Below are 1,531 nucleotides of genomic sequence, written 5' to 3'. Positions count from 1 at the left end.
TCTCTAGATCTTTTTAAAGAGCAATTGAATCATTAATTCATGCCCAAATCATAACACATCAGGGCAGGATTACGCACGCTCAGTGCTCACTAAAACAGGGGTTATTTGAACCATGCCAAATTGTTAAAGTAATTAGTGAAATTGCGAGCCAAACCAACCTGCTGGCTTTTAATGCGGCAATAGAGGCGGCGCGCGCGGGAGAACATGGTTTAGGCTTTTCGGTAGTAGCAGATGAAGTAAGAAAACTAGCAGAACGTTCATCCCAAGCCACCAAAGAAATATCAAAACTTATCAATGAATCGGTTAAACGAATTACCCAGGGCAGTGAAGTATCAAAAGAAGCAGCACAGGCGTTTAAGAAAATTGTTGAAGGGGTAAGCAAGACCACCTTTTCTATTTCAGAAATATCAACCGCTGCGCAAGAACAACAAACAGCTTCCAAAGAGGTAGCTGGCGGGATTCAACGGGTTGCTGATGCAACAGAACAATCAGCTATTGCTTCTGACACCATCGCTCAAGCTACCAAAGAATTAGTTGAGGGGGCAGAGCAATTAAAAGCAGCAGTAGAACGATTTAATTCTTGAGGTATTGGATGAGGGATTTTAATAATTTAGATCAGATCAGCAATGAAAGTTTTTATCATTTTATTAAGCTAATACATCAACTGACTGGCATTAAAATTGATAAAACCAGGCAATCAATGCTCATTAGTCGCTTAAGAAAAAGAGTCTTGAGTCTTAATTTAAGCACCTATGAGGACTATTACCATTTCATTAATTCAAATAGCCAAGAAAAGGAAATTTTTATTGAAAGTATTACCACTCATGAAACCTACTGTTACCGCACTCCACGAATATGGAACTTTCTAATCGATACTTTAATTCCTACATGGATAGCAAAAAACAAAGGAAACACTTTTCGCGCCTGGTCAGCAGCAGCCTCGTCGGGCGAAGAAGCGCATACTCTTGGGGCAATCTTACAGCATTTTAAAGATCAACAGTGCTCTTCTTCATTTCAATATTCTATTTTAGGAACTGATATCTCTCAGAAAATGATTCATAGATGTAACGAAGGACTTTACTCTGGCCGCTCAATTGAACGATTCAAACAAGAAAAGCCGGATTTATTTTTTAAATATTTTAATAAAAGGACCGAACACTACGGTGTTATTCCGGATATAAAACAAAGATTAAATTTTAAACAACATAACCTATTCAATTTTCTAAATTCTCCTCAATTATTTGATTTAATTTTATTACGTAATGTGTTGATTTATTTTACTCCAGAAGATCAAAAGAAAGTTTTGGATTTAATCAATAAAAAAATGACACCCGATGGGATCCTCATTATTGGTGAATCAGAAACCCTTAACAATCTTAATACTGATTTTTGTTTTATAGATACCCTTATATACTCATGTTACGCACATAAACTTGTAGTTTGACTAAAAAGCATTAGAATTCCGCCCTTAATTTTAGGGAGGGAATTAAATGGATATGCTTGATCTTTATAGTGATTATTTGATTTTCCA

General features: G+C 36.1%; 2 protein-coding genes. Both read left to right on the top strand.

The features are described 5' to 3' along the window. The first annotated feature begins 23 nt into the window (after positions 1 to 23). The gene (locus tag ELY15_RS16780) at positions 24 to 584 is read left to right on the top strand and encodes a methyl-accepting chemotaxis protein (RefSeq protein WP_127101688.1); all 561 of its coding nucleotides are present in this window, start codon (positions 24 to 26) and stop codon (positions 582 to 584) included. Positions 585 to 592: 8 nt separating this feature from the next. After that, complete coding sequence (locus ELY15_RS15710; RefSeq protein ID WP_127101687.1) at positions 593 to 1,444, top strand: protein-glutamate O-methyltransferase CheR; 852 nt, start codon at positions 593 to 595, stop codon at positions 1,442 to 1,444. Positions 1,445 to 1,531: the final 87 nt, after the last annotated feature.

The organism is Legionella sp. km772 (genome assembly GCF_003989735.1).
In the GTDB taxonomy this organism is placed as follows: domain Bacteria; phylum Pseudomonadota; class Gammaproteobacteria; order Legionellales; family Legionellaceae; genus Legionella.
Note: the sequence above shows the minus strand (reverse complement) of the source record. Positions and strands in the feature narration are given on the sequence as shown.